The organism is Butyrivibrio sp. INlla21 (assembly GCF_900116875.1).
In the GTDB taxonomy this organism is placed as follows: Bacteria; Bacillota; Clostridia; order Lachnospirales; family Lachnospiraceae; genus Butyrivibrio.
In genome coordinates this window covers 1-1,354 of record NZ_FPCC01000069.1, presented here as the reverse complement: position 1 = coordinate 1,354, position 1,354 = coordinate 1, and the positions used below count along the sequence as shown (strand labels likewise).

Genomic DNA, 1,354 nt, shown 5'->3' with positions numbered 1-1,354 from the left:
TTCTGCAAAGAAGGGGTTGACAGCAACACCGAAAAGTGCGGCCGCTTTCGCTACTGATTGTTTTTAGAGGTAGCGAAAGCGGCCCTTGAAATTGTAAGCATATTTCTCAATTTCAAGGAGGTGCACATGAAACCACAAATAGTAAAGAATCTTTTGATGTCTCAGATCAAAACAATTGCTGCTAATGCCAAGTCTTTCTGTATCGATGCTGAGAGGAACTTCTCAAGAAAAAGAAAACTGACTATGGAAAAAATCATTACCGGAATCATTGGTATGGGAAGTGGCAGCCTTACAAATGAATTGCTGGATTTTTTTAATGATAGTCCTGAAACTCCAACTTCGTCTGCTTTTTGCCAACAGCGCTCCAAGATTACTGTAGAGGCTTTTGAAGCAGTATTTCGACTTTTTTCAAAAAAGCTATGCGATTCTTTTGATGATGAGTTACCTGTACTGGCTGTCGATGGTTCAAAGATCCAAATCCCGACTAATCCAGATGATGTAGATTCCTTAATGCCTGGGTCAAATGGTCAGAAACCCTACAATCTCCTCCATTTGAATGCTCTATATGACCTCAAGCATCAAATCTATCAGGATGCGATTATTCAAAAGATTAAGTCAGCCAATGAACATCTTGCTCTTGTAGAGATGGTTGATCGTTCTTTACTGCGCAATGCTCTTTTGATGGCTGACAGAGGATATGAAAGTTACAACAACCTTGCTCACATTCAGGAAAAGGGTTGGTATTTTCTGTTTCGAATTAAAGATGGCGACTATGGCATTAAACAAGGGCTGACATTGCCAGATGAAGATTCTTATGATATCAGTTTTGAACTTAATCTCACTCGGAAGCAGACAAAAGAAGTGAAGGAATTGATAAAAAACAGAAATCATTACAGGTGGATTCCAAGTGACATGGTCTTTGATTACCTTCCGCCCAAAAGTCGAAAAAGTGATCCGGTCAGATTCTATAAACTATCATTCAGGATTGTGAGATTTCCTATATCCGAGGAGACAAATGAAACAATCATAACGAATCTTCCAACAGATAAATATCCAGCAGAAGAAATAAAGAAACTGTATGCTTCACGATGGGGAATCGAAACATCTTTCAGGGATTTGAAATATACCATGGGAATGCTTGATTTTCATTCAAAAAAGGTGGAATGCATACAGCAGGAAATATATGCACATCTTATAATGTATAACTTTGCGGAAATGATTACCTCGCACGTAGTCATTAAGAAAAAGCAAAGAAAATATACATATAAAGCCAATTTTTCGGTCGCAGCTCACATGTGCAGAAAGTATTACCGCGGTACGACATCTCCACCAGATCTGGAAACCATCATTTCAA

At 38.6% G+C, this 1,354-nt stretch carries 1 protein-coding gene; it reads left to right on the top strand.

The genetic code is table 11. The features are described 5' to 3' along the window. Positions 1 to 126: 126 nt before the first annotated feature. Positions 127 to 1,354 (top strand): IS4 family transposase (locus BM377_RS16075; RefSeq protein WP_092251002.1); only part of this gene is annotated, 1,228 nt, incomplete at its 3' end.